The 26,757-nt window shown below is 66.6% G+C and carries 22 protein-coding genes and 1 riboswitch; of the genes, 8 read left to right on the top strand and 14 right to left on the bottom strand.

What is annotated here, in order from left to right; translation table 11 throughout:
• Window positions 1–80: 80 nt before the first annotated feature.
• Window positions 81–1,427, bottom strand: a complete 1,347-nt coding sequence (locus tag QX124_RS18570) for an amidase (protein WP_315797913.1) — start codon at window positions 1,425–1,427, stop codon at window positions 81–83.
• Between the two features lie 384 nt (window positions 1,428–1,811).
• Between QX124_RS18570 and QX124_RS18565 the strand changes: the two genes are divergently transcribed.
• A complete protein-coding gene (locus QX124_RS18565; protein ID WP_315777324.1) occupies window positions 1,812–3,089 on the top strand; it encodes a PQQ-dependent sugar dehydrogenase in 1,278 nt (425 codons plus the stop codon).
• Between the two features lie 179 nt (window positions 3,090–3,268).
• Entirely contained in the window at window positions 3,269–3,844 is a 576-nt protein-coding gene (locus QX124_RS18560) for a c-type cytochrome (protein ID WP_315797912.1), read from the top strand.
• 206 nt (window positions 3,845–4,050) lie between these two features.
• Here QX124_RS18560 and panE read toward each other — a convergent pair whose 3' ends face one another.
• The 5 genes from panE to QX124_RS18535 form a co-directional block, all read right to left on the bottom strand.
• Complete coding sequence (gene panE, locus QX124_RS18555) at window positions 4,051–4,974, bottom strand: 2-dehydropantoate 2-reductase (RefSeq protein ID WP_315797911.1); 924 nt, start codon at window positions 4,972–4,974, stop codon at window positions 4,051–4,053.
• A gap of 116 nt (window positions 4,975–5,090) precedes the next feature.
• Window positions 5,091–5,828, bottom strand: coding sequence for an SDR family oxidoreductase (locus QX124_RS18550; protein WP_315777321.1), 738 nt, complete (start codon window positions 5,826–5,828; stop codon window positions 5,091–5,093).
• Between the two features lie 108 nt (window positions 5,829–5,936).
• Entirely contained in the window at window positions 5,937–6,545 is a 609-nt protein-coding gene (locus QX124_RS18545) for a 2-hydroxychromene-2-carboxylate isomerase (RefSeq protein WP_315797910.1), read from the bottom strand.
• A 104-nt stretch (window positions 6,546–6,649) separates the two neighbouring features.
• On the bottom strand, window positions 6,650–7,963 hold the full coding sequence (locus tag QX124_RS18540; protein WP_315797956.1) for an MATE family efflux transporter: 1,314 nt from the start codon (window positions 7,961–7,963) through the stop codon (window positions 6,650–6,652).
• 151 nt (window positions 7,964–8,114) lie between these two features.
• Window positions 8,115–8,687, bottom strand: a complete 573-nt coding sequence (locus QX124_RS18535) for a DUF2239 family protein (RefSeq protein WP_315797909.1) — start codon at window positions 8,685–8,687, stop codon at window positions 8,115–8,117.
• A 164-nt stretch (window positions 8,688–8,851) separates the two neighbouring features.
• Here QX124_RS18535 and QX124_RS18530 point away from each other — a divergent pair, with 164 nt between their 5' ends.
• Window positions 8,852–9,517 carry a glutathione S-transferase gene (locus tag QX124_RS18530; protein ID WP_315740652.1) on the top strand — a complete coding sequence of 222 codons (666 nt, stop codon included), beginning with the start codon at window positions 8,852–8,854 and terminating at the stop codon, window positions 9,515–9,517.
• A 3-nt stretch (window positions 9,518–9,520) separates the two neighbouring features.
• Here QX124_RS18530 and QX124_RS18525 read toward each other — a convergent pair whose 3' ends face one another.
• Window positions 9,521–10,927, bottom strand: a complete 1,407-nt coding sequence (locus tag QX124_RS18525; protein ID WP_315770597.1) for a serine hydrolase — start codon at window positions 10,925–10,927, stop codon at window positions 9,521–9,523.
• Window positions 10,928–11,094: 167 nt separating this feature from the next.
• Complete coding sequence (gene ggt / locus QX124_RS18520; protein WP_315740737.1) at window positions 11,095–12,801, bottom strand: gamma-glutamyltransferase; 1,707 nt, start codon at window positions 12,799–12,801, stop codon at window positions 11,095–11,097.
• 169 nt (window positions 12,802–12,970) lie between these two features.
• Here ggt and QX124_RS18515 point away from each other — a divergent pair, with 169 nt between their 5' ends.
• On the top strand, window positions 12,971–14,380 hold the full coding sequence (locus QX124_RS18515; protein ID WP_315797908.1) for an MFS transporter: 1,410 nt from the start codon (window positions 12,971–12,973) through the stop codon (window positions 14,378–14,380).
• Window positions 14,381–14,510: 130 nt separating this feature from the next.
• Here QX124_RS18515 and purH read toward each other — a convergent pair whose 3' ends face one another.
• The 3 genes from purH to QX124_RS18500 all read right to left on the bottom strand — a co-directional run bounded on the left by purH (window position 14,511) and on the right by QX124_RS18500 (window position 19,692).
• Window positions 14,511–16,103 (bottom strand): bifunctional phosphoribosylaminoimidazolecarboxamide formyltransferase/IMP cyclohydrolase, encoded by a 1,593-nt coding sequence (gene purH, locus QX124_RS18510; RefSeq protein WP_315740655.1) that lies wholly within the window; start codon window positions 16,101–16,103, stop codon window positions 14,511–14,513.
• A gap of 23 nt (window positions 16,104–16,126) precedes the next feature.
• A riboswitch (ZMP/ZTP riboswitch) is annotated at window positions 16,127–16,207 on the bottom strand.
• Window positions 16,208–16,379: 172 nt separating this feature from the next.
• Window positions 16,380–18,095, bottom strand: a complete 1,716-nt coding sequence (locus QX124_RS18505) for a heparinase II/III family protein (RefSeq protein WP_315758723.1) — start codon at window positions 18,093–18,095, stop codon at window positions 16,380–16,382.
• A 244-nt stretch (window positions 18,096–18,339) separates the two neighbouring features.
• A complete protein-coding gene (locus QX124_RS18500) occupies window positions 18,340–19,692 on the bottom strand; it encodes an RsmB/NOP family class I SAM-dependent RNA methyltransferase (RefSeq protein WP_315797907.1) in 1,353 nt (450 codons plus the stop codon).
• A gap of 195 nt (window positions 19,693–19,887) precedes the next feature.
• Here QX124_RS18500 and QX124_RS18495 point away from each other — a divergent pair, with 195 nt between their 5' ends.
• A complete protein-coding gene (locus QX124_RS18495) occupies window positions 19,888–20,142 on the top strand; it encodes a DUF1674 domain-containing protein (protein ID WP_315740657.1) in 255 nt (84 codons plus the stop codon).
• An 84-nt stretch (window positions 20,143–20,226) separates the two neighbouring features.
• Here QX124_RS18495 and QX124_RS18490 read toward each other — a convergent pair whose 3' ends face one another.
• Both QX124_RS18490 and acs read right to left on the bottom strand, forming a co-directional pair.
• Window positions 20,227–20,733, bottom strand: a complete 507-nt coding sequence (locus tag QX124_RS18490; protein WP_409997711.1) for a L,D-transpeptidase — start codon at window positions 20,731–20,733, stop codon at window positions 20,227–20,229.
• Window positions 20,734–20,949: 216 nt separating this feature from the next.
• A complete protein-coding gene (acs, locus tag QX124_RS18485) occupies window positions 20,950–22,902 on the bottom strand; it encodes an acetate--CoA ligase (protein ID WP_315797906.1) in 1,953 nt (650 codons plus the stop codon).
• Between the two features lie 377 nt (window positions 22,903–23,279).
• Here acs and QX124_RS18480 point away from each other — a divergent pair, with 377 nt between their 5' ends.
• Window positions 23,280–24,467, top strand: coding sequence for a DNA topoisomerase IB (locus QX124_RS18480; protein WP_315797905.1), 1,188 nt, complete (start codon window positions 23,280–23,282; stop codon window positions 24,465–24,467).
• A gap of 12 nt (window positions 24,468–24,479) precedes the next feature.
• Here the strand turns inward: QX124_RS18480 and QX124_RS18475 are convergent, their stop codons facing one another.
• Entirely contained in the window at window positions 24,480–24,848 is a 369-nt protein-coding gene (locus tag QX124_RS18475) for a hypothetical protein (RefSeq protein ID WP_315758731.1), read from the bottom strand.
• 481 nt (window positions 24,849–25,329) lie between these two features.
• On the opposite strand from QX124_RS18475, the gene QX124_RS18470 reads away from it, so the two are divergent.
• Complete coding sequence (locus QX124_RS18470) at window positions 25,330–25,884, top strand: fasciclin domain-containing protein (RefSeq protein WP_315797904.1); 555 nt, start codon at window positions 25,330–25,332, stop codon at window positions 25,882–25,884.
• Window positions 25,885–26,099: 215 nt separating this feature from the next.
• Window positions 26,100–26,753, top strand: a complete 654-nt coding sequence (locus tag QX124_RS18465) for a cytochrome b/b6 domain-containing protein (protein WP_315781706.1) — start codon at window positions 26,100–26,102, stop codon at window positions 26,751–26,753.
• Window positions 26,754–26,757 lie beyond the last annotated feature (4 nt).

The raw sequence follows: 26,757 nt of genomic DNA, 5'->3' as shown, positions 1-26,757 counted from the left end.
GCTGGCCGCAAACCCGCCACTGGGCTTGTCGCAGGAGGCCCTCGTGGCGCAGCGGTATCCTTGCTCGGGGTTCGTGGCGGCTATTTGCGCGCCAGGAGCGGCACGCCGGGGTCGAACGCCAGCACCGCTTCGGCCCATTTCGCGACGCGGAGCACATGGAGGTCGTTGCGATAGGGGCCGGCGATCTGTACGCCCAGCGGCAGGCCGTTGTTGCCGAACCCGGCCGGCAAGGAGACTGCCGGCGCTCCGACGAAGGTCCAGGGCGCGCAATATTCGGCGTCTCCGGTCCAATCCAAGCCGCGCGGCGCTTCGCCGAACGCCGGCAAGGTGAGCACTGCGTCGAAGCCGTCGAGCTCAGCGGCGAGCGCCTTCTGCCTTAGGGCCTGGGCCGCCTTCGCGGCGAGATATTCCATGGCCGTCTTGCTTCGCCCGCTCTCGACGTGGCCCTTCATGACCTCGCTGACCCGGTCGGGATGGCGCGCGATCAGATCGGAGAAGATCGTGGTCGCCTCGCTGAGCATGATCGTGGTGATCGCATGCCAGTTCACCGCGTCGAGCTCTCTCAGTTCGATCTCGGTGATCGTCGCGCCGGCGCTGCGCAGCTTGTCGATGACGGACTCGAATACGGTCTTCTGCTCCGCCTCGGCGCGCTCCCATTTGGCGAAGCGCACCGCCGCGAGCCGTGGCGTGCGGTGCGGCGTGAGGCCCTGGTCGATGCCGACGGTGAAGCCCGGCAGCGGCCGGCCGTGGCGATCATCTGCGCTGGTGCCGGCGAGCAACGAGAGGGCGAAGGCCACGTCGTCGACGCGGCGGGCGAAGAAGCCGACATGGTCGAGCGACGGGCTAAGCGGATGCACGCCGTCGCGTGGAATCGCGCCGAAGCTCGGCTTGAAGCCGACGACGCCGTTGAAGGCCGCCGGTCGGATCACCGAGCCGAGTGTCTGTGTTCCCAGTGCCAGCGGCACGAGGCCGGCCGCAACCGCGGCGGCTGATCCGGACGATGAGCCGCCCGGTGTGTGCTCGGGGTTCCATGGATTGACGGTGGGACCTGGATGGCGCCAGGCGAATTCGGTGGAGACCGTCTTGCCGAAGATGGTTGCGCCGAGATTGCGCAGCCGTTCGACCACCCAGGCGTCCGCATCCGGCACGTGATCGCGATAGATTTGCGAGCCGTTGGTGGTCGGCATGTCCGAGGTGGCGATGATGTCCTTGATGGCGACGGGAATTCCACCGAGCGGGCCGGTCTTTGGAGCGACATCCCGCGGCAGATATTCGAATGCTTTCAGCTGCGGTTCGATCGCCTGCGTCTTCTTCAGGCATTCTTCACCATAGGCGATGGCCGCTGCGGGGTCGGCTGCGAACCGCCGCAGCAAGTCGAGGACGCCGGCACCGGCCTTCGGTGTGGACACAGGGAAACGCTCGGACATTCATCGATCCTGTCGACTTGATCTCGTTGCCGGGCGGTGAACGGCCGCAGCGTGTTGTTCCGATCCTATCGGCTGTTCAAGCATACGCCAATCGTCCGGCCGATCGGCGCATATGAATACAGCGCATGGCGGCAGGCCCGTGCCGCGTGGCGGACAATCGCCGATGCGGCGCAGGCACGCGCACGGACATGCGCATCTGGCATGACATGAGTGGAGCGGCATCATTTGAGCCTCGCGCGAACCTGGCAGCAATCCGCTTCTCACCCGCTCAGGATGTGCTACCATTTTCGAGCAGGACCACTGATGTGGTCGGCCAAAGGACGTCTTCAGATACGTTCCGATAAGTAGACGCAGCCACATGAGCTGCCTCATGGGAGTGAAGCGATGACATCGGCTTTTCACCGAAGCATTCTTGCGCTTGCAACAATAGGTCTCCTCGCCGGCACCAGCATCGCCGGCGCGCAGCAGCAATCCGATCAGGGGAAGGGCCTGAAGAAATACGAATCCGGCACCAAGGAGTTCTGGACGCATCCGCCGGACGACTGGTTCCTCGGCGACGAGACCGAGGCGCAGAAGGGGCTGGCGCCGCCGTCGGGCCCGCCGACTGGCGCGTCCGATGCCGAGCTCGCGAAGATCGTCAAGCAGGTGAAGCTGCCGGACGGCTTCAAGATGGAGGTCTGGGCCTCGGGCGTGCTCGCCGCGCGGCAGATGGCCTGGGGCGACAAGGGCACGCTGTTCGTCGGCTCGTTCGGGCTCGGCAACGTCTATGCCATCACCGACAAGGGCGGCAAACGCGAGGTCAAGACGGTCCTCAAGGGCCTGAACATGCCGACCGGCCTCGCCTTCCAGGATGGCAATCTCTACGTGATCGCGGTCGACAAGCTGATCAAATACGAGAATGCCGAAGCCAGTCTCGACAATCTCGGCCAGGGCAAGGTCGTCTACGACGACATGCCGTCCTATGCGGCGCATGGCTGGAAATACATCGCGGTCGACAAGGAAGGCTGGTTCTATATCCCGTTTGGACCGCCCTTCAACATCGGCATCCCGCCGACGTCAGTCTCGCAGATCCGCCGAGTCGATCCGCGCACCGGCAATGCCGAGATCTATGCGCTCGGCGTCCGCAACAGCGTCGGCGGCGACGTCGACCCGCGCACCGGCAAATACTGGTTCACCGAGAATGCGCGCGACTGGGTCAGCGACGATCTGCCGAGCGACAAGCTCAACATGATCTCGAAGATCGGCGAGCATTTCGGCTATCCCTATTGCCACCAGGGTGACCTGCCGGATCCGAAATTCGCGATGGGTCACAAGTGCTCGGAGTTCACACCGCCAGTGCTGAACCTCGGTCCGCACGTGGCGCCGCTCGGCATGAAGTTCTACACCGGCGACCAGTTCCCGGCGGAGTACAAGAACAACATCCTGATCGCCGAGCACGGCTCCTGGAACCGGCACAAGTACCAGGGCGCACGGATCATGCGCGTTATCGTCGGCCCCGACGGCAAGGACCCCAAGCAGGAGGTGTTCGCCTCCGGCTGGCTCGAGGGCGACCAGGGCTATCTCGGCCGCCCCGACGACATCATCCTCGCCAAGGACGGCTCGATCCTGGTGGCGGACGACTGGGCCGGCGCGATCTATCGCATCAGCTACGAGAAGAAATGAGCTCGTCGTGAAAGCGGGGCTGCGCGCTGCCTTACGGCGGCCGCAGCCCCAACTATTTTGAATGTCGCGCGTTGATCAAGGACGACGTGCCGCACCCGGTCGCGGGTTTCGGGCATCGTCCGCGCGCCAAAGCAATGATGGGAGCGAGAACGCCTGCGATGAATCCAGGGACCTCCAGAATGCACCAGGTGATGGCCGCCGCGCTGATGCTCATGCTTGCGGCGCCTCCGGCCCATGCCGCCGATATCGAAGCGGGCAAGGCCAAGGCCGAGCTCTGCGCCGGCTGCCACGGCGAGAACGGCATCTCGCAGACCGAGAACATTCCTTCGCTCGCCGGCCAGCAGGATCAGTTCATCCAGTGGCAGCTCGTGTTCTTCCGCGCCGGCACGCGCAAGAACGAGGCGATGAAGCCGATCATCGATCAGCTCACCAACGAGGACATCCGCAACCTCGGCGCCTATTTCGCCTCGCTGCAGCCAGCCAAGGCGCCGCCGGACAACGATCCGGATCTGTCGGCCAAAGGCGCGCAAGCCGCCGCCGGCCGGCGCTGCGCCTCATGCCATCTCGACAGCTATGCCGGCACCAAGGGCGTGGCGCGGCTCGCCGGCCAGCGCGAGGAATATCTCGTCAAGGCGCTGCACGACTACAAGTCCGGCCAGCGCGTCGGCGGCAGCCAGGCCGCGATGACCGATGTTGCCTATCCGCTAAGCGACGAGGAGATCACGGCGCTGGCGCATTATCTGGCGCATCTGTAGTTGGGACGTCGCCCAGATCACAACTGTCGTCCCGGCCTTGCGCCGGGACCCATACCGCGGAAGCTATCGAGGGACGTCGGTGAGAGTGGCCTGCTTCACTACGGACGGTGGCTATGGGTCCCGGCGCAAGGCCGGGACGACATCGGAGTCTGTGGCGCGGTCGTGCCTGACCAACGGTTCGGCGAACACCGAGGCGACACCAAGAGCTACTTGCCCCGCTGAGCCTCGTACACCTTCAGCTGCGTGTAGGATATGCGCAGGCGCGGCACCGGGACCTTGGCGGCATCGGCGCGGGCGACGAGATCGCCGATGACGTGATCGGCCTCGACCGGCAGGCCGGCGCTGAGATCGCGGAACATCGAGGCGGTCATCGGTGATCCCTCCGCGGTGAGCATGCCGGAGACGCGCTGGAAGAACGCGCCGGCTGGGGGATAGCCTGCGGCCGCAGCGGTGGCGCTGCATTCGTCGAGCATGCCGAGCAGGAAGTCCTTGCCGCCCGGCGCGGTCAGGATCACGCCGACCGGCGCACGCATCAATGTGGTCGATGCAGCGAGCGAGGACAGGAACACCCACTTCTCCCACATGTCCTGCATGACGTGGTCGCTGGCCGACGCATTGAAATTCCCGCGCTGGAAAATCTCGAAGATCGCGCGGACGCGGTCCGACGATCCGCCGTCGCGCTCGCCGAAGCTCAGCGATTGCATCGGCTGCAACTGCACGACCTCGCGCTGCTCGTTCAGGGTCGCGGCGATGGCGCAGAGCCCGCCAAGCACGCGCGCGCGCCCGAACCTGGCGTCGAGCACGTCGAGATGCTTCATGCCGTTGAGCAGCGGGATGATCGCGGTGTTCGGACCCACGGCCGGCGCGAACGAGGTGATTGCATCGTCGAGGTCGTAGGCCTTGCAGCTCAGCAGCACGACGTCGAAGTGCTGCTTAAGAGTGTCCGCCTGTACGGTCGGCGGATTGGGGAGGGTGACGTCACCGGTCGGACTGCGGATCACGAGGCCGGCACTGGCGAGTTCAGCCGCGCGGCGCGGGCGGACCAGGAAGGTGACATCGGCGCCGGACTGCAGCAGCCGGCCGCCGAAATAGCCGCCGATGGCGCCGGCGCCGACGACGAGAATACGCATGGGTAGGTCCTCTCTCTCAGCGAGGTCTCATCATGCAGGAGCGAATAGCGAATGGCGAGTAGCGAATGGGGATGGCCACCATGCCCTACTCGCTACTCCCTGTTCGCCATCGCTTCTCACCATTTCTCGCCAGACGGACGGATCTCCATTTCGAAGGTCCAGGCGCTCTTCGGCTGCTGGTAGAGCTGCCAATAGGCACCCGCGACCGAGGCCGGCGGCATCAGCAGGTCGGGATTGTCCAGCGCCTCCTTGCCCCAGAGTTGGGCGCGGCGCTCGCGCACCCAGGCGGTATCGACGCCGGAATCGATGATCAGATGGGCGACATGGATGTTCTGCGGCATCAGCTCGCGCGCCATCGCCTGCGCCACCGCGCGCAGGCCGAACTTGGCCGAAGCGAAGGCGGCATAGCCGGAGCCGCCGCGCAGCGAGGCGGTCGCGCCGGTGAAGAAGATCTTGCCGCCGCCGCGGGGCAGCATCAGCCGGGCGGCCTCGCGCCCGGTGACGAAGCCGGCCCAGCACGCCATCTCCCAGACCTTGCGGAACACGCGGTCCGTCGTCTCGAGGATCGGGAAATTGACGTTGGCGCCGACATTGAAGATCACGACCTCGAGCGGCGCGTGCCTGTCGGCGTCGTTGAGGAAGGCGGTGGTCTCGTCCTCCTTGCGGGCATCGAGCGAGCGCGCCACGATCCGCCCGCCAGCGGCCTCGACCTCCGCGACCAGGGGCGCGAGCTTCTCGCCATTGCGCCGGCCGGCGAACACCGTGAATCCTTCAGACGCGAATTTCTTGACGATCTCGGCGCCGATGTAGTCGCCGGCCCCGACGACCGCGACGGTAGCGTTGCGCTGTTGCATGCTTGCTCTCCCGATCTCACTCCAGCCTCATTGCGAGGAGCGAAGCGACGAAGCAATCCAGCCTTGCTTTGCGGCGGGATCGCGTTGCTGCGCTCGCGATGACGGCGATCACTTGCCCAGGATGTATTCCTCGACGTCGCGCAGCTGCTCCTTGCCGAAGAACATCTCATTGCCGACGAAGAACGTCGGCGAGCCGAATGCGCCGCGCTCGACCGCGCGCTGGGTGTTCTCCACGAGCTTCGCCTTCACCTCGGGCTCCTGGGCGCGGGCGAACAGCTTGGCCCCGTCGAGCCCGGACGATGTGATCGCGGCGATCGCGATCTCGGGATCGTCCATCTTCTTCGGCTCGCGCCACATGTGGTGGAACGCCGCGTCGACATAGGCCTCGAACACGCCCTCGAGCTGGGCCGCGATCGCCGCGCGCATCAGGTTCAACGTATTCACCGGGAAGTACGGGTTCCAGACCCAGGGCTGCACCTGATAGCGCTTGAGGAAGCGCTGGGTTTCGACCTCGTGGAATTCACGCTTGTTCCTGATGCCGGCGAGCGACTCGGCCGGTGACCTGTTGTTGGTCGCCTTGAAGATGCCGCCGAGCAGCACCGGGACATAATAGAACTGGACGCCGATCCGCTTCACGATCGCCGGGATCGCCTCGTGGCTCAGATAGGCGTTGGGACTGCCGAAGTCGAACATGAATTCTGGCGCCGGACGGCTCATGGGCGGTCTCCTCGGTTTTTCGCATTGTGGTCCAGCGCAGCAGCCCCGTCCAGGGTTTTATGACGGTCATCATATTCCAGCGGCCGGAAGACGCCGGTGGTGCGTCAGATCATCCGGTGCACCGTCCGCTTGCGCCACACCAGGAGATAATAGCTCATCTGCAGCAGCATCATCGCGGCGAACGTGATGGGATAGGCGAGCCAGACGCCGTCGAGCCCGATGCTGCGGCTGAGCCAGGTGGCGGCGGGCACCTCGATCGCGGCGATCGCAAACGCCGAGATCGCCAGCGGCATCCACACCGTCCCGGAGGCGCGCATCGCCGACGAGAACGTGATGGACATGCCGAACAGCACGGAGCTCCACAGCACGATGTGCAGCGAATGCTGCGCCATCTCGATGACGGCAGGGTCGGTGATGAAGAGTCCCATCAGCACCCGTGAGAACAGATAGCCGATCGCGACCAGGCCGCCGGTCAGCACCACGTTCATCTCGATGCCCGTGCGCACGATGTCGCCGATCTGCTCGGCTTGTCCGCGGCCGATCGCCTGGGCGCCGAAGATCGAGACCGAGATCGCGATCGACAGCGCCGGAAACTGCACATAGCCGAGCACCTGATTGACCGCGCCATAGGCCGCCGTCGCGTCCGAGCCGAAGCCGTTGACGAGGCCGATCAGCACCATCTCGGCCAGCGACATCACGATCATGCCGATCGCGGCGGGGATGCCGAGCCGCAGTACGGCCCGCAACAGTTTCGGATCAGGCAGCATGCCCCGCAGGAATGCCGCATCGATCGCCAGCGGGTGCTTGCGACGGCGCAGATGGACATGGAGCCAGGCCAGCGTCGTCAACGTCGAGATCGCCGAGGCCCAGGCGGCGCTGGCGACGCCGAGCACGGGCGCGCCGAGCCAGCCGCGGATGAAGACCGGGGTGAGCACCAGCCCGAGCGTGGTCGATGCGGCGAGCGAGGCCAGCGGCGTCACGGTGTCGCCGACGCCGCGCATCTGCGACGACAGCAGGATGTAGGCGAAGGTCAGCGGCATCGTGATCATCATGATGCGGGCATAGCCCGCGGCTGCATCAAGGATGTTGGCGGGCGTGGCGAGCGCGGTCAGCAATTGGCGGCTGAACACGCCGCCCAATACCGCGATCAGGCCGCCGAGCAGCAGCGCAATGGTCAGCGTCGTGCCGGCGACCTGCTTCACCTTCGCGGGCTCACCGGCGCCCCAGGCCTGGCCGATCAGAACGCCGGCACCTGAGCCGAGGCCCATGACGAAGGAGACGAAGAAGAACATCGCCGGGAAGAACACCGAGACCGCGGCGAGCGCATCGACGCCGATCATCTGGCCGAGGTAGACGTTGTTGATGGTGCCGAACAGCGATTGCAGGATGTTGCTCAGCATCATCGGAACGACGAACATCAGGAACGGCTTGCGCAGCGAGGCGGTTGGCGGCGACACGGCATGTTTCTCCGTCGACCGCTCTTCATTCGGAGTACGGTCGCGTTGCGAGGAATTGGAATGAGAGCGGCCGCGAACGGCCGCTCTCATTGGCCGTTGAAATCAGCCGATCTCACTCGGCGCGGTGGCGGTGCGCGAGCGCGACGGCGTGGTCGCGGATGTCGGCCGGCCAGTCCGCGATCAAGGCGGCGAAGCGGCCGAGATCGCCGGCGAACAGCGCCCGCGACGCCTCCTCGAACTGCGGCAGGTTGCTGCCGATCCCGGACATGAAATGATAGGCCGCATCGCGTGCCTCACGGGCGCGGTCGGTGTCGCCGCTGGCACGGCGGGCGTCGTGGACCAGCTTGCGCAGTGCGACCGAGGCACCGCCCGGCTGCGCGTTCAGCCAGTCCCAGTGCTGCGGCAGCAAGGTCACCTCGCGGGCCACGACCCCGAGCTTCGGCCGGCCGCGGCCACGCGGCTCGGTCGGCCCTTGGTTCGCGGCCGCGCCGGCTTCGACCGGCAGGCGCGCCAGGATCTCCCGGTCGCTGCCGCGCAGATCGAGGTCGATCGGCTGTCCGGTGCGGTCGCTGAAAATCACGATCGGCTCGATGCCCGGCGCGGCGTGTTTCAGCACCAGTGCCACCTTGGGCAGCGGCCCGGCGGCGACCCGGGTTTGGCCGGCAAATGCGGTGAAGGTGTCCATATCGGCAGTCCCATGTGATCACCCCAATAAGACCCGGGTGAAATTAAAGTCAATATTACCCGGGTAATTATTTCATGCCGGGGTGAGGATCCCGGCGCCTCGCCGAACCCTTCCTGTCCTGCTACGGAACGGCGCCCGCCACCCGATCCGTCCCTGGAAACCCCATGCTGACCGTTCACCACCTCAACAATTCCCGCTCGCAACGCGTGCTCTGGTTGCTCGAGGAGCTCGGCGTGCCCTATGAGATCATCCGCTACGAGCGCCAGCCCGACATGCGGGCGCCGAAGGAGCTGCGCGCCATCCACCCGCTCGGCAAGTCGCCTGTCATCACCGACAACGGCAACACCGTCGCGGAGTCCGGTGCCATCGTCGAATATCTGATCGAGACCTACGGCAATGGCCGCCTGATCCCGCCGCCGAAGACACCGGAGCGGCTGCGCTATTCCTATTGGCTGCATTACGCCGAGGGCTCGGCGATGCCGCTGCTGCTGCTGAAGCTGCTGTTCAACATCATGCCGAAGCGCGCGCCGGCGCTGCTCCGTCCGATCGTGCGCAAGGTGTCGAACCAGGCCTTGAGCACGCTGGTCAATCCGCAGCTGAAGCAACACATGGCGTTCTGGGAAAGCGAGCTGCAGAAAAGCGAGTGGTTCGCCGGCGATTCGTTCACCGCGGCCGACATCCAGATGAGCTTCCCGCTGCAGGCGGCGGCATCGCGCGGCGGCCTGGAGCAGGGCCATCCGCGGGCGATGGATTTCCTCGCGCGCATCGAGGCGCGGCCTGCCTACAAGATCGCGCTGGAGAAGGGCGGGCCCTACGAGGTCGGCCGCTGAGCGCTATTTGGCGGCCGTCGCCGGCGCCGCGGTCGCCGCAATCACCTCGCGCACCAGCCGGGCGACGCCCTTGATGTCGCCGTTCGGATCCACGGAATCGCCGAGCCGGACCACGACCATGCGCTGGCTCGGCATGATCACCAACCGCTGGCCGAGCAGGCCGAAGGCGAAGAACGCGTCCGGTGGAATTCCCGCGCGGGCACGTCCCTGCGCGTGAAAATGCTGGCTGCGGTTGGTCCACAGCCCGGCGCCGTAGTCGGTGTCCAGCGTCGCAGTTGCCGACATCGCGACCCAGCCTTCCGGGAGAATGCGCCGGTCGCCGACGACGCCGTCGCCGAGATAGAGCAGTCCGAGCTTCGCCCAGTCGCGCGCGCTCGCCAGCATGTTGCCGTAGCCCTGAACGGTCCCGCTCCCATCGTATTGCAGCGTCGCGCTGCGCATGCCGAGCGGGTTGAACAGCTCGCGCCAGGCCAGCTCGATGGTCTGCTCCGGTCCCCCGGCGGCGTCGCGGATGATGCGCGCCAGGATCTGGGTGCTCGCGCTCGAATAGGCCCAGCGCTGGCCGGGCGGCGCGATCAACGGCGCATGCACCGCGAACGCCGCCATGTCGCGGTGGATGTCCATCTGGCTCGACGGATCGAAGCCGGAATTGGTCTCGTCCAGCGCCAGGCCTGATGTCATGCGCATCAACTGCTCGATCGTGATGTCGTGGCGCGGATCTCTGGCCTCGCGCCACTCCGCGACCGGCGCCGGGATCGACGGGCTCAGCTTGCCCTGCCGGGTGAGGATGCCCAGCAGCGCATTGGTGACCGTCTTGGTCATCGAGAAGCCCACAAGTGGCGTATCGACGCCGATGCTCGGCGCATAGCGCTCTGCGATCAGGTGACCATCCTTGACGACGACGACCGCCTTGGTGCGGCGGAACGGCGGGTTGGCCGGCTCCTCGAAGGCGTGATCCAGCGCCGCCTTCAGCGCGGGATCGCTGGGCTCCACCGCCGTGTTTTGCGCGAAGTCGGGCAGGGCGGGAGCAGGCCCCGCAGCACGCAGCGCAGCGACGTCGGTGTGCGGCAGGTAAGGCGGCTTCTGGCCCTGGAGCGTCACGCAACCGAGGCCGTCGTGAAACGAGGCGCGGGTGGCGTGCAGGCCGAGCAGCGACGCCTCGACCAGGCGCATGTCGGGCTCCACCCGGTAGCGCATCACGGCCCGCAACCGGCGCAGACCGGGCCGTTCCATGGTCTCCGCAAACACCGTTTGCGGATCGAGGCCGGAGACGTAGGTCTTGGCGCAGATCATCTCGGCGACCGCGCTGGTCGCGACGCGCAGCGCCCGGTCAGGCCGATAGGTGAGCCATCCCGCCACCAGCAGGGCCGCAAATACCAGCAGACCGACCACGAATCTTCGCAAATGCACCAGAACGTCCGACACCGTCTCGCGGGCGAGCCTCGCTGCGCCCTGGTATACTTCTAACGCGCCTCGGTCACCACGCCAACGGAGGGAAGCGGATGAAGGGCCCCGCCGGGCGGCGGCAAATCGTCATCCGGGGCCACGATGTCCGACATCGCCTGGGAACCGGCGCCTCAGCGCCCGGCTGCGGTGGCGCCCTTGCTGCGCGGATCCGGCGCGCCGACGAATCCATCGGACGTCACCAGGATGGAGTTGGCCGAGGTCCGTCCCATCGGCTCCTCGATCTTGTGACCTCGGGCGCGTAGACCGGCGAGCACGTCATCGGCAAAACCCTTCTCGATTCGGACCTCGTCGGGCATCCATTGGTGATGCAGGCGAGGCGCGGTGACGGCCTGTCGGACGTCCATCCGATAGTCGAGCACGTTGACGGTCACCTGCAGCACGGTCGAGATGATGCGGCTGCCGCCCGGGGAGCCCGTGACGAGCACGGGCTTGCCGTCCTTCAGCACGATGGTCGGCGACATCGACGACAGCGGCCGCTTGCCGGGGCCGGGCAGATTGGCTTCGAAGCCGACCAGGCCGAAGGCGTTGGAGGCGCCGGGCGCGGCGGTGAAATCGTCGAGCTCGTTGTTGAGCAGCACGCCGGTGCCCTCGGCGACGAGGCCGACGCCATAGGGGAAGTTCAGCGTGTAGGTGTTGCTGACGGCATTGCCGTCATTGTCGACGACCGAGAAATGCGTGGTGTTGCTGCCCTCCCGCAGCGGCGTGGTGTTGAGCACGTCGCCGGCGCTGGTGGCGTGCGCGGGATCGATCCCGGCGCGCTGGCGCGCGGCATAGTCCTTCGACAACATCGCGCGCACCGGCGCGTCGACGAAGGCGGGGTCGCCGAGATAGCGCGCACGATCGGCATAGGCACGCTTCATTGCCTCGATCAGCAGATGCAGCGACGCGGGCGAGCCCTGCTTCAGCTCAGCGAGCGGAAAGCCTTCGAGGATGTTCAGCATCTCGACCAGCACGGTGCCGCCCGACGACGGCAGCGGCATCGACACGATGTCATAGCCGCGATAGGTGCCGCGCACCGGCGTGCGCAGCACCGGCTGGTAGGATTTGAGATCGTCCGCTGTCATGATGCCGCCGGCATCCTGGATCGCCTTGGCGAGTTGGTCGGCGACCGGCCCTTCATAAAATCCGCGCGGGCCCTGCTCGGCAATGGCGGTGAGCGTCGCCGCCAGATCGCGCTGGATCAGCCGGTCTCCTTCCCTCAGCACCGTGCCGTCGGGACGAATGAAGATCGCGGCCGACGATTTCCATTTGGCCAGCCGCGGCGCCATCATCGGCAGGGTGACGGCAACGTCGTCGGTGACCGGGATGCCGTCGCGCGCCAGCACGATCGCCGGATGCAGCAACTGCGCCAGCGTGAATTTGCCCGAGCCGTATTTCTCCAGCGCCAGCGCGAGACCTGCGACCGATCCGGGCACGCCGATCGACAGTGCGGAGTCGCGCGACTTGGCATTGTCGGGCTTGCCATCGGCGCCGAGGAAGATGTCGCGCGTGATGGCAGCGGGGCCGGTCTCGCGATAGTCGATCGCCACGTCCTCGTTGGTCCTGGCGATGTGAATGACCATGAAGCCGCCGCCGCCGATGTTGCCGGCAACGGGATAGGTGACCGCCATCGCAAAGCCGGTGGCAACGGCGGCATCGACTGCGTTGCCGCCGAGCGCGAGGATGCGCTGGCCGACTTCGGCTGCGATCCTCTCCTGTGCCACCACCATGCCATGCGCGGGCGGCTGCGCCGGCGCGGCGACACCGGGTGGCTGCGGGATGTCGATGGCTTGCGAATCCAGCGCCCGCGCCGGCAGGCAGCCGGCCAGCAACAGCATGAAACCCGCAAGGAGCCGTCGTCGATCAATCGTGAACGTGGTCATCGCAATTCCGCCGTTGCTGACATCCGCCTGGGATCGTCAGATGTTATAGGGCCGCGTCGCCGGCGTAAAACGCGACACCGTGATCGTCGCAGGATGCGACGCCGTGATCGCAAAGGATCTTCGAATGGCCGTCACCACGATCGAGACCTCTGGCACTGCCGACGGCCGAATCTATCCCGGGCGCGCGGCCGTCGTCAGCTGGATCTTCTTCGATTGGGCGGCGCAGCCCTATTTCACGCTGATCACGACCTTCGTCTTCGCGCCCTATTTCGCGGCGCATGTCGCGCCGGACGCGGCGAGCGGCCAGGCGCTGTGGGGCTTTGCGACCGCCGCGGCCGGCATCGTCATCGCGCTGCTGTCACCGGTGTTCGGCGCCATCGCCGATGCCACCGGCCGCCGCAAGCCATGGATCGCGGCGTTCGGCGCGATGCTGGTGATCGGCGCCTCGCTGATGTGGATCGGGCGTCCCGGCGCGCCGGAGCTGATCCCGCCGCTGCTCGCGGTCTATGTGATCGCCACCATTGGCGTCGAGTTCGCCACGGTGTTCAACAACGCGATGATGCCGACCTTGGTGCCGCCGGAACGCATCGGCCGGCTGTCCGGCACCGGATGGGCCACCGGCTATGTCGGCGGCATTCTCTCGCTCGTCATCGTGCTCGGCTTTCTCGCCGCCAATCCCGATAGCGGCCGCACGCTGTTTGGATTCAAGCCGCTGTTCGGGCTCGATCCCGTGAGCCATGAAGGCGACCGCATCTCCGGTCCGCTCACCGGGCTCTGGTTCATCGTGTTCGTGCTGCCGATGTTCCTGTTCACGCCGGACTTTCCGGCGCGGCACCGGTTGGGCGCGGCCGTGCGCGAAGGCATCGGTCAGTTGAAGGAGACATTGCGCAGCCTGCCGCAGCAACGTGACGTTGCGTTCTTTCTCCTCGCCAACATGATCTACACCGATGGCCTCGTCTCGCTGTTCGCCTTCGGCGGCATCTATGCCGCCGGCACGTTCGGCTGGAACACGATCCAGATCGGCACCTTCGGCATCATCCTCGCCGCTGCCGGCACGTTCGGCGGCTGGCTCGGCGGCAAGCTGGATGATTTCCTGGGGCCAAAGCGCGTGATCGCCGGCAGCATGACCTTGCTGCTGCTCGCGATCATCGCGATTCTCATGGTGAGCCGTGATTCGGTTCTGTTGATTGCGGTCACGCCGGCGGTGCCCGGCGGCCCGCTGTTCGCCTCGCTGCCGGAGCGCGCCTACCTGCTGCTCGGCTGCATCATCGGCGCCTGCGGCGCGCCGCTGCAGGCGGCCTCGCGCTCGCTGCTGATCCGGATGGTGCCGAAGGAGCGCGTGGCGCAATATTTCGGTCTGTTCGCGCTCACCGGCAAGGTCACGTCGTTCATCGGCCCGCTGCTGATCGGCACCATCACCGCGGCCACCGCAAGCCAGAAGGCGGGCATGGCCGTGCTGGTGCCGTTCTTTGCGACGGGATTGCTGTTGCTGGCGCGGGTGAATTCAGGTGGTCGTGCGGGGCAGGGCGCCTGAAACTTGCTCCGCCGTCATTCCGGGGCGCCCGCAGGGCGAGCCCGGAATCCATACTCACGATCGTGGTTATGGATTCCGGGCCTGCGCCTTGCGGCGCATCCCGGAATGACGGCGGAGATTGTGGGCGCAATCAGTGCCGGAAGTGCCGGACGCCGGTCAGCACCATGGCGATGCCGTGCTCGTCAGCCGCCTTGATGACCTCGTCGTCCTTCACCGAGCCGCCGGGCTGAATGACCGCGGTGGCGCCGGCTTCGATGCAAGCGAGCATGCCGTCGGCGAACGGGAAGAACGCGTCGGAGGCGACCACCGATCCCTTGGTCAGCGGCTCGGCGAGCTTGAGCGCGCTCGCCGCATCCAGCGCCTTGCGGGCGGCGATGCGCGCCGAATCGACCCGGCTCATCTGCCCCGCGCCGATGCCGACGGTCGCCGAATCCTTGGCGTAGACGATCGTGTTCGACTTCACGTGCTTGGCGACACGGAAGGCGAAGCGCAGGTCGCGCAGCTCGGCCTCGGTCGGCGCGCGCTTGGTGACGACCTTCAGATCCATGTCGTCGACGACGGCATTGTCGCGGCTCTGCACCAGAAGTCCGCCGGACACCGTCTTCGCGGTCAGGCCGGCCTCGCGCGGATCGGGCAGGGCGCCGGCGAGCAGCAGCCGCAGGTTCTTGCGGCCGGCGATGATGGAGATCGCCTCCTCGGTCGCGTCGGGCGCGATGATCACCTCGGTGAAGATGCCGGTGATGGCACGCGCGGTGGCAGCGTCGAGCTTGCGGTTCATCGCGATGATGCCGCCGAACGCCGAGGTTGAATCGCACGCCAGGGCCTTCTGGTAGGCAGTGACGAGGTCGGGACCTTCGGCGACGCCGCAGGGATTGGCGTGCTTGACGATGACACACGCGGCGGTGCGCGCCGGGTCGAACTCGGCGATGCACTCATAGGCTGCGTCGGTGTCGTTGATGTTGTTGTAGGACAGCTCCTTGCCTTGGAGCTGGCGTGCGGTGGCGACGCCCGGACGGCGGCCGGGAAGCGCGTAGAATGCCGCATGCTGATGCGGGTTCTCGCCATAGCGCAGCGACTGGATCAGCTTGCCGCCGAAGGCGCGGTAATCGGGCGCGTCGTTCTGGATGGTGGCGGCGAACCAGTTGGAGATCGCGGCGTCATAGGCGGCAGTGCGCGCATAGGCCTTGGCGGCAAGCCGGCGGCGCAGCAGCAGCGTGGTCGAGCCGTCATGCCGCGTGAGGTCGTCGAGCACGGCGTGATAGTCGTTGACGTCGACGACGACGGCGACGTCCTCGTGGTTCTTCGACGCCGCGCGGATCATCGCCGGGCCGCCGATGTCGATGTTCTCGATGCAGTCGTTGAACGGGGCGCCGCGTTCGACCGTGGCCTCGAACGGGTAGAGGTTGACGACGAGCAGGTCGATCGGCGCGATGTCGTGGCTCTTCATCGCCGCCGCATGCTCATCATTGCCGCGGATCGCGAGCAGGCCGCCATGCACCTTGGGGTGCAGGGTCTTGACGCGGCCGTCCATCATCTCCGGAAAGCCGGTGAGGTCGGAGACGTCCTTGACCTTCAGGCCGGCCTCGGAAATCGCCCTGGCGGTGCCGCCGGTCGATACGAGCTCGACACCGCGCGCCGCAAGCGCGCGCGCGAACTCGACCAGACCGGTCTTGTCGGAAACGGATAACAGGGCACGGTGAACGCGACGAAGCTGATTGGTCATGGGCAGAGTCCTTGTGCAGGAGTTCAATTTGCCCAGGCGCACGGCGGTCAATCCCGCGCTCCCCGATGGTGCTCCATCCAAAGTCGCCAGTCGCACGAGAGCGGGCCTCATATCAGCTTTTGCCGCCCGCGACAACGGGTGGGCGATCAAACGATCATCCTGGCCTCACGGCTCACCATGAGGGTGCACGGTCTTGCCCGAACATCGGCCGCGTCCCGAGGGCCCGCCGAAGGCGGACGGCTCGACGAACGGTGATGTGAGATGATGTGAGAAGCGTTACAGCGGCAATTCCGGCTCTCTCCGAGCATTGCGGCGTCCGTTGGTCTCGGTCGGCGACGCCGACGAGCGCACGAAGCTCCAGCGGATCGATGGGGCTTGCTGCGCGTCCTGCCGGATCACCAGTTGCGTGGTGCGGCGCGGACCGTCATTGCCGGCGAGAAACACGCTGTCCTCGAGATCGACGCGATCGTCGAACGTCTCGAACGTCCAGACCTCGCGATTAGGCAGCACCAGCATGGCGCCGCGGCCGTCGCTGAGCCGGCTGGCCTTGACGGCCGGATGCAGGTGGAAGCGCAGCGCGTAGTCCGAGCCGCCGCCGCGAAGACGGGCGCCCTGCGCCGGCGTCACGGTATCCTCGCCGTCGAGCCGGGAGCCGTCCTCGGCCGCCACCAGCACGCGGCGGTGGACGAGGCCGAACTTCGCCGCGTAGCCATTGTGCGAGGTCGATAGCACGGTGCCGTCAGGCACGACCTCGCGGAAGTTCTCGACCCGCGTCGGACCCGACACGATCGGCGCGCCATGCAGCAGGCGCTTCATCGCCGACATCTCGACGAAGGTGCAGGACGAGGTGTTGTGATAGGTCAGCGTCGAATGCGCCACCGTGCTGCGCGCGAAGGCGCGCCAATTGTCGCGGCCGGTGGACGGCATGCCGCAATTGATCACGATGCGGCACGGTCCGGAGGACATCTCGAAGGCGAGACAGCCGGCATGGGCCTCATGGCTCAGATGCGGCGGCGGCGGCGCACCGGTGTCGACGATCACCGTCATCGGTCCGGCGTCGAGCCGCTGGAAACCGGAATGCGGCATGCTCGCCATCGGCGTGCCGTGGGTGTCGTCATAGGCGAGCAGGGTCGCCAGCAGGTCGGACGGGGTGCCGCCCATGCCATTGAACAGCGCCATGTTGCCGTCGCCGTGCCGGAAGAAGCGCAGCATCGGCATCATGCGGTCGATGGCGTTGAGCAGCGCCGGCGGCGGGGCGATGTTGCGGGCCGCAAACGTCTGCCGCAGCGGCAGCAGGTCGATCAGCAGCTCGATCAGCGCGCCCGGATTGCGCGACACGTGGCCGCCATCGGGCAGGATCTGCCGCTGCAATTCGTCGGAGAGTTTTCGGGTCGCGCTGCGGATGTGCTTGGCCTGGTTGGCGAGGCACAGCGCCGCGTAACACAGTGCGATCAGCACCTGCAGCCGCGGCGCGCCATCCGGGATGTCGATGGTCGAATAGCGCAGATAGCGGATCTCGCGGGTCAGCCCCCGAAGATAGCGGCGGTAGAACTTGCCGTCGGAATCGGCCAGCACCAGCGGCGCCTGCGACAGCAGCGAGATCACCCGCCGAGCCAGCACGTCGGCGCGCCGGCTCAGCGGATGGCGGCCGATCTGGTTGGTGATCCAGTCGTCGACCAGGGCACGGGCGTTGGCGCGGGTCAGCGCGGTGTCGGCTGCGCGCAGATGTCGCAGCCAGCCGAAGCCGAGCAGGGCGACCTCCCAATCCTCCGATGGCGGCTCCAGGTCGAAGATCGAGCGGCCATGGCAGGTCACGATCTTGCCGGCGAAGACGAAGCGGCCGGCATAGATCTCGGCGGCCCGCGTCGCGTCCGAAGTGCGCAGGTCATGCGGCGCAATGATGAGTCGGTCCGCCCGTCCGGGCCACAAGCCGGACACGGATACCGATACACCGCTGACGTTGGACATCAGGCTGCGCGCAAAGCGGCCCATCACCAGCGTCGATATGCGTCTGCGTTGAGCGGCGGACACGCCAAGCCTTGGATTCAGAGGGGGATTCGGTTGCGCATCCTTCATAGATCGCAACTGCCGCCGATACACCATTTTTGGCCCCGGTGCAGCACCATCGCGGGACCAGAATCTGGTGCAAAATCAGGATTTAACGGACTAACGCAACGCCGACGCCCTCAACCCGCGACCGACGCAGGGCCGGCGCACGGCGCGCACGATGACACGCTCACGGCCGCCGCTCCAGTCTCGCCGCATAAAATCCGTCGAGACCGCCAAGCCGGGGGTCCTGGTGCGGCAAATGGCAGGGCAGAGTGCGCAGGTCGCCGGCCGGCGTGACCAGCTCGGCCAGTCCTGCCACCTCGCCAGGGGTAACGGGGATGCGGCGCAGCTCGGTGGTTTCGGCCAGCACGCGCTCGACCACCTGCTCGCCCTCCTCGGGCTCCAGCGAACAGGTACAGTAGACCAGGGTTCCGCCCGGCTTGAGCAGGCCGCTCGCTCGGGTCAGCAGCCGCGCCTGGAGTGCGGACAGGGCGGTGATGTCAGCCTCGCTGCGCAACCAGCCCACATCGGGATGGCGCCGAATGGTGCCGGTCGAGGTGCAGGGGGCATCGAGCAGCAGGCCGTCGAAGCCGCCGCTTTCGGCAGGCTGCCATTCGGCGGCATCGGCCACGACCGTCTCGACCGTGAGCTGCAGCCGGGTCATGTTGTCCTTCAGCCGGTTCATCCGGGCCGGCGACCGGTCGACCGCGGTGACGCGGGCGCCGCCATGGGCGAGCTGGGCCGTCTTGCCGCCCGGCGCCGCGCACAGATCGGCGACGGTCTTGCCGCCGACGTCGCCGAGCAGCCGTGCCGGCAGGGCGGCGGCGGCGTCCTGCACCCACCATTGTCCCTCGGCGAAGCCCGGCAGGATTGTCACCGAACCATGCAGCACGGTGCGCACGGTGCCGGTCGGCAGCACCTCACCATGCAGCCGCGACGCCCATTGCGCCGGGTCCGACTTCACTGTCAGGTCGAGCGACGGCTCCTGGCCGAGCGCCGCGGCGATGTCCTTTGCGGTCGCTTCGCCGTAATGATCGATCCAGCGCTTGAGCAGCCAGGGCGCGATGTCGAGCGGCTGGCCGGTGGCATCGTCGAGCAGGCCCGCGCCCTCGCGCGCGCAGCGCCGCAGCACCGCGTTGACGAGCCCGGCATATTTCGCGGCGCGGCGGTCGGCCTGGACCAGGCGGACGGAGAGGTCGACGGCGGCGTGGTCGGGGACGTCCATCCACAGGATCTGGGCGGCGCCGATCAAGAGCGCGCTCTGCGCCCGCGGCGCGTCGGTCGGCACGCCGCGATCCAACAGCCGCGACAGCACGTGGCCGAGCGTTCCGAGCCGCCGCAGGGTGGTGGCGACCAGCCGGCGCATCAGCGCGCGGTCGCGGTCGGCGAGATGCTTCAGTCCGGGATGCGCGCCGGTTCCGTCGAGCTGATCGTCGAGGGTGCGATGCTTGTGCAGCACGCCGTCAACCACGTCGGCGGCGATGCGGCGTGCCGCCAGGCCTGGGACTTCGGAAGGGGTCGCAAAACGCGGCGGAGGCATGCCTGGGAATTACTCGCGAAAGAAGAAAGGCAGTTCCGCGACGATCGGGTGCATGCCATCAGCTTGCGGGTCCTCTGTCACCGGAATATGCCAAATGTAAGAATCGGCTCCGCATTTTTTAGACCTGTTTTATCGCGTGCGCTCACACGATCTGATGATATCGGGAACGATCCGGTTCAACGGTGGAATGGTACGATGAGTAACGAGCCCAAGAGTGAGTCCAAGAGCGGGCCTGAGACCAGGCCCGCATTGTCGGTGGTCGCCAGCAACGACAATCCGCGCAAGCCGCTGACGCCGGCCGCGCAGCGCGCGCTGGCCGAGGCTGAGGAACGCCGCCGACTGGCAGCAGAACAGACGAAGCCGATGCCGACGGAGTTGCAGGGGCCGAAAGGGCCGGAGCCGACCCGTTACGGCGACTGGGAGAAAAAGGGAATCATCTCGGACTTCTGACGGGATGTCCGCGCGCGGCTTTCGTTGTTCGGCGCCGGGCTTGCCGGTCCCGCGTTCTCCGCGCTCCCGGATCGCAGCGGTGACTCAGCGCGTCACCACCACCGTCGTGCCGATCGATACGCGCTCATAGAGATCGGTGATGTCGGTGTTGAGCATGCGGATGCAGCCGTAGGACACGTAGCCGCCGACCGAGTTCGGCACGTTGGTGCCATGGATCGCATATTCGCCGCCCGCGAGCGTCATGGCGGCGACGCCCATCGGGTTCTGCGGCGAGCCGCCGGGGATCACGTCGGGGATGTTGGGCTTGTCGCGCTTGACGTCGGCCGGAGGCGCCCAGGCCGGATATTTGTACTTGCCGTCGATCTTGGTGGTGCCGGCCCATTGCCGGCCGGCCTTGCCGACGCCGACCGTGTAGCGCATGGCGTGGCTGCCATCGAGCACGAGATAGAGCTTCCGCTCGCCGGTCCTCACCACGATCGTGCCCGGCGAATAGTCGCCGGCGATGGCGACCAGCTCGGGACGGGCCGACGCAGAGTCGGCCGTCGTGACCATGGCTCCGACCACCGACGCGGCCACCATCGCCGCCTTCATTGTCAGCCTGCCCGCCCCAGTCCGCATTGCCATCCCCTCAGGCCGTTCCGCGGCGCCTGCTCCCCGGCCGGGAGCACGCGGATGGCTTGAGGAAAGAAAAACTTCGTCTGCAAGTAAATGACCTGAAAACAACACTCCCGCGGAATCAGCCGCGGGAGTGCGATGAGCCTTGACGAATGCGGCGAGCGCCTCTCGCGCCCGCCGGGCACGGCGTGCCTACGCCTGCTTCTCCTTGCGGTTCTGACGGTGCTGCACGAGGTCGTCGACCACGCCGGGATCGGCGAGGGTCGAGGTGTCGCCCAGTGCGCCCGGCTCGTCCTCGGCAATCTTGCGCAGGATGCGGCGCATGATCTTGCCGGAGCGGGTCTTGGGCAGGCCAGGGGCGAACTGGATCTGGTCGGGCGAGGCGATCGGGCCGATCTCCTTGCGCACCCAGGCGACGAGCTCCTTGCGCAACTCCTCGCTCGGCTGCTCGCCGGCCATCAGGGTGACATAGGCGTAGATGCCCTGGCCCTTGATGTCGTGGGGATAGCCGACCACGGCTGCTTCCGAGACCTTGGCGTGGGCGACCAGCGCGCTCTCCACCTCGGCGGTGCCCATGCGGTGGCCGGAGACGTTGATGACGTCGTCGACGCGGCCGGTGATCCAATAGTAGCCGTCGGCGTCGCGGCGGCAGCCGTCGCCGGTGAAGTACTTGCCCTTGTAGGTCGAGAAGTAGGTCATCTCGAACCGGGCATGGTCGCCATAGACGGTGCGCATCTGGCCCGGCCAGGAGCGAGTGAGGCAGAGATTGCCTTCGGTCGCGCCCTCCAGCGGCTTGCCGTCGGCATCGACGATCTCCGGCACGACGCCGAAGAACGGCCGCGTCGCCGAACCCGGCTTCAATTTGGTCGCGCCCGGCAGCGGCGTGATCAGGATGCCGCCGGTCTCGGTCTGCCACCAGGTGTCGACGATCGGGCAGCGGTCGTCGCCGACGACGCGGTGATACCACTCCCAGGCTTCAGGATTGATCGGCTCGCCGACCGAGCCGAGCAGGCGCAGAGACGCGCGCGAGGTCTTCTTGACCGGCGCGTCGCCGCCCTGCATCAGGGCGCGGATCGCGGTCGGCGCGGTGTAGAAGATGTTGACCTTGTGCTTGTCGATGACGTTCCAGAACCGCGAATTGTCCGGATAGTTCGGCACGCCTTCGAACATCAGCGTGATCGCGCCATTGGCCAGCGGCCCATAGAGGATGTAGCTGTGGCCGGTGACCCAGCCGACGTCGGCGGTGCACCAGTAGACGTCGCCGTCGTGATAGTCGAACACGTATTGATGCGTCATCGCGGCGTAGACGAGATAGCCGCCGGTGGTGTGCAGCACGCCCTTGGGCTGGCCGGTCGAGCCCGAGGTGTAGAGGATGAACAGCGGATCCTCCGCATGCATCGGCTCGCACGGGCATTCGGTGGTCACCATCTCCGCGGCCTCGTGGTACCAGAGGTCGCGGCTCGGGTTCATCTCGACCTTGCCGCCGGTGCGCTTGACCACGACGACCCAGTCGACATTGTCGACCTTGTTCAGCGCGGCATCGACATTGGCCTTGAGCGGCACCTTGCGACCGCCGCGCAGGCCCTCGTCGGCGGTGATGATGATCTTGGAATCGCAGTCCTTGATGCGCTGGGCAAGCGAGTCCGGCGAGAACCCGGCGAACACCACCGAGTGGATGGCGCCGATGCGGGCGCAGGCCAGCATTGCATAGGCGGCTTCCGGAATCATCGGCAGATAGATGGTGACGCGATCGCCCTTCTTGACGTTGCGGTTGCGCAGGATGTTGGCCATCCTGCACACCTCGTCGTGCAGCTCGCGATAGGTGATGTGCTTGGATTGCGAGGGGTCGTCGCCCTCCCAGATGATTGCGGTCTGGTCGCCGCGGGTGGCGAGGTGACGGTCGACGCAGTTGTAGGCGGCGTTGAGGACGCCGTCCTCGAACCATTTGATCGAGATGTTGCCGGGGGCGAAGGAGACGTTCTCGATCTTCGTCGGCGCCTTGACCCAGTCGACGCGCCTGGCCTGCTCGGCCCAGAAGCCGTTGGGATCCTTGATCGAGCGCGCGTACATCTCCTGGTACTTCGCGTCGTCGACAAAGGCGCGTTTCGCCCATTCGGCCGGAACGTCGTAGATCTTCTCGGACATTTCACACCCTCCACATGCGGCCCGCCGTGGTCCAGCGCAGGCCGTCGTTGTTCCCACTATGCGTCCGCGTAACCGGCGGCGACAAGGCAAGACAAGTAGAACCTTCGGCGGGGACCCGGTCTGCGCAGGATCAAAGAATTGTGCGCGGAGGTTGCGGCAGCCGGCCGCGCGGCAGAGGTCGCGACAATCAGCAGCATCAAGGTTACCCAGAATCGGGTCGCTGCCCGGTATTTTGAAACCGCTTTGCCCAAAATTAGGGACTCGCTATCCGGCCCATCACGCCCTAAATCGCCTTGAAGCTGTGGATAACTGGGCCGGAACCAAACCGGACTCCGGGGCATTGAGCGGATCAACACGACGGCAGGGCGTCTAAAGCAATGATGGACCAGCAGAATTTCGAGAGCCCGCGGGTCGGCCCGGCCGACGCCGAGGTCGCGCTCGCGAAAGCGCTGGGCCAGTGGCCGTCCAAGCCGCCGCGCCGCAAGCTGACCTTGAAGGATCTGGCCCACGCCAAGACCGCCGACGCCCAGGGCAATGCCAAGACCTCGGTCGAGGAGCTCGCCAAGCGCATCGGGCTGAAGCTCGGTGACCAGGCCGAGCTGACCATCCGCCGCATCAAGCGCGGCAAGAGCTATACCTTCATCCGCGCCAATGGCACCCCGATCCGCCACGCCGGCACGATCCGCCGCCTGCACGCCATGGCGGTGCCGCCGGCCTATCGCGAGGTACGCTACGCCCCCGACCCGAGCCTGCACCTGCAGGCGGTCGGCGTCGACGCTGCCGGCCGGCTGCAATACCGCTATCACGCCGACTGGGAGAAGGTGCGCGAGCATCGCAAGGCGCATCGCCTCGCCAAGCTCGTCGGCGCGCTGCCGCGCATCCGTCGCGCGGTGTCGAAACATCTCGCCGGCGACGAGCCGACGCGCGAGTTCGCGCTCGCTGCTGTCATCGAGCTGATCGCGCGCACGGCAATCCGCCCCGGCAACGAATCCTATGCGCGGCTGAACGGCACCCGCGGCGCCACCACGCTCTTGAAGTCGAACGTCGCGCTCGAGGACGACAGCCTGGTGCTCACCTTCAAGGCCAAGGGCGGCAAGGCCGTGCGCAAGGAATGTGACGCCGCCAAGTTGGTGCGGGCCGTCGGCATCCTGCGCGGCGTGCCCGGCCGGCGCATGTTCCAGTATCGCGACGCGCAGGGCGTCGTGCGTGCGGTCTCGACCACGCAGGTCAATGCCTTCCTGCGCGAGATCGCCGGCATCAAGATCTCGCTGAAGGATTTCCGCACGCTGATGGCCTCCGCCGTCGCGCTGGAGACCTTGTCGCGGATCACGCCGGCGGCGAGCGCGCGCGGCCGCAAGAAGCAGATCCTGGAAGCGATCCGCGCCGCCGCCGACGAGCTCACCAACACGCCGGCGATCTGCCGCCGCAGCTATGTGCACGACACCATCGTCACGGCGTTCGAGGACGGCATTCTCGAACGCTTCGCCGCCACCATGAAGGGCCAGCGCTCGCAGACGCGGCGCGAGCAATTGCTGGCGCAAGTGGTGACGGCCGTCTCGGCCTGACGCAGCTAACGATCAAGCCTGGCAGCGCGTCCCGATCTTGGCCGATGCAAGGAAGCGGGCGATCGGATCGAGCTGCCGGCACGGCACCGCCGCACTCTTCACCGTCGTGGCCTCGCGCTTGGCCGGCCGCAGCACGGCCGACTTGCTGGCCGGCTTGGCGCGGCGGGCAGCCGACGCACCACGTCCCTCCGCGCGCACGGCCCTCGAGAGCAGCGGCAGGCGCGCGCCTTCGTTGAGATCGAGCGGCGGTGTTTCGAAACTGCGATCGGACTCGTTCAACGTATCAACGCCGGGAATCGGCTCGCGGATCAGCGACGACGTCGCTTCGCCCGCGATGTCGCCGGGCGATACCGCGGCAAGCACCATCTTCGTTGCAAGCAAGCAGCAGATTATCACGAGGCAGAACCCCGCAATCCAGATCGTTCTGTTCACTGTAGGAAACCCCCGCCGATCGCGCCGGACAGTGCGGGACATCCCCTTCCCGCAGCCGGCACCGTGCCGACCAATCAACCTTAAGAAAGTCTTACTCGCAATGTTTTCGGCAGGTTCGGCCGGCCTCGGCTCGCATCGTAGTTAATGGCGCTGGCGATCGCGCATCGACGTCGGCCAATGACCGATGTGGAGTGATCAGTTCGCAGCAGGCTGCGACATTGCGGCGCGGCTCTCGTTCAATGAGTCGGTGAGACGATCTCGATCGCCGCAGGTTTCACGGATCACGTTAAATTATGCGCCGAAACTCGCTTCCGAACGCGGCGTAGCTCGGCCTGACACGACGCAAGAGCGCATCCGCTCAAGATCAGCATCGGTGTCGCAGTCGAACTTATCACGCGGCTCTGCCGCCGCCTTTCATAGGGAGCTACCCATGTCCAAGCGCATTGCCTTTCTCGCTGCCGCCGCCTTCAGCGCGCTGTCGCTGACCTCGACCTTCGTCGCGCCCGCCAGCGCCGAGGAGAAGACCGTGATGGTCGGAGGCGCGGCGATGTATCCGTCGAAGAACATCGTGCAGAACGCGGTCAACTCGAAGGATCATACGACGCTGGTCGCCGCGGTGAAGGCCGCCGGCCTGGTGCCGACCCTGGAAGGCAAGGGACCGTTCACGGTGTTCGCGCCGACCAACACCGCCTTCGGCAAGCTGCCGGCCGGCACCGTCGACAGCCTCGTCAAGCCGGAGAACAAGGCGACGCTGACCAAGATCCTCACCTACCACGTCGTGCCCGGCAAGCTCGAGGCGTCCGACCTGAAGGACGGCCAGATGCTGAAGACGGTCGAGGGGGAGCAGCTCACCGTCAAGCGCGAGGGCAGGAACGTCATGATCGTCGACGCCAAGGGCGGCACTTCGATGGTGACGATCCCGAACGTCAACCAGTCGAACGGCGTCATCCACGTGGTCGACACCGTGCTGATGCCGGCGTCGTGAGGCCCGGCGCGACACCGGACACATCCGTTTCTTCCTCCTCCTCGCGGATGTGACCAGGAGCGAGCCGGGCCACCCCGGCTCGCTTTTTTGTGAACGCGATCGATTCTGCCTATCGTTTTGATCGGCGCCGCGGGTGTAACGGAGCCCGCCGAGCCGGCGTATACTTGGCGTGACGAATGCAAGCGACGTAAATGCAAGCGACGGAGCCGACCGCCATGACGAGCGCCACCACCAGCGCCCCCTCGACCCTCGCGGCGACCGAGGGGCCTGCAACCGCAGTCGCGACCAAAGTCATTCAGCCGGCCTGGGTGCGCGTCATGCATTGGATCAACGCCGTCGCGATGATCATGATGATTATGTCGGGCTGGCAAATCTACAACGCCTCGCCGCTGTTCGACTTCCGCTTCGACCGCAGCTTCACGCTCGGCGGTTGGCTCGGCGGCGCGCTGCTGTGGCACTTCGCGGCGATGTGGCTGCTGATGCTGAACGGCCTTGCCTATCTCGTCACCGGTCTCGCTACCGGCCGGTTCCGCCGCAAGCTGCTGCCGATCTCGCCGGCGTCCGTCATCGCCGACCTCAAGGCCGCGCTGACCTTCAAGCTCGCCCATGACGACCTCACCGTCTACAACGCGGTGCAGAAGCTGCTCTATCTCGGCATCATCTGCGTCGGCATCGTCGTCGTGCTCACGGGCCTGTCGATGTGGAAGCCGGTGCAGCTGCACTGGCTGGTGAGCCTGTTCGGCGACTATCCGGCGGCGCGCTACGTCCATTTCGTCTGCATGGCGCTGATCTGCGCCTTCCTGGTGATCCATATCCTGCTCGCGCTGCTGGTGCCGAAGAGCCTGCGCGCGATGATCATCGGCCGCTAAGAGG

It is taken from the genome of Bradyrhizobium sp. SZCCHNRI3043 (assembly GCF_032377735.1).
In the GTDB taxonomy this organism is placed as follows: Bacteria; Pseudomonadota; Alphaproteobacteria; order Rhizobiales; family Xanthobacteraceae; genus Bradyrhizobium.
The sequence above is the reverse complement of the archived record's forward strand: the minus strand, read 5'-3'. Positions and strand labels throughout refer to the sequence as shown.